General features: G+C 61.5%; 1 protein-coding gene. It reads right to left on the bottom strand.

Annotated features, from left to right (window positions below; genetic code table 11):
* Nucleotides 1-439 (bottom strand): homogentisate 1,2-dioxygenase domain-containing protein (locus AC1D0P_RS29850; RefSeq protein ID WP_477680038.1); only part of this gene is annotated, 439 nt, incomplete at both ends.

Here is a 439-nt window from a genome sequence, read left to right as displayed (position 1 = left end):
GTCGAGTTTCACCGGCTTCAGCTCCGTATTCGCCGCCTTCTCGAAACCCAGCGCGTCCGGTCCGTGCGGCAGCATCATATTGTGCAGGCTCATGCCGCCGGGAACGAAGCCTTCTTCCTTGGCGTCGTAGCGGCCGTGGATGAGGCCCATGAACTCGCTCATGATGTTGCGATGATACCAGGGCGGCCTGAACGTGTGTTCGGCCACCAGCCAACGCGGCGGGAAGATGACGAAATCGACATTGGCGGTGCCAGCTTCGCCGCTCGGCGCGGTCAGCACGGTGAAGATCGACGGATCGGGGTGATCGAAGAGGATGGCGCCGACGGGCGAAAAGGTGCGCAGGTCATATTTGAACGGCGTGTAATTGCCGTGCCAAGCGACGACATCGAGCGGCGAATGGCCGATCTCGGTCAGGTAGAACCGGCCGCACCATTTCACA

This window comes from Polaromonas sp. P1_G2 (genome assembly GCF_056405515.1).
Note: the sequence above shows the minus strand (reverse complement) of the source record. Positions and strands in the feature narration are given on the sequence as shown.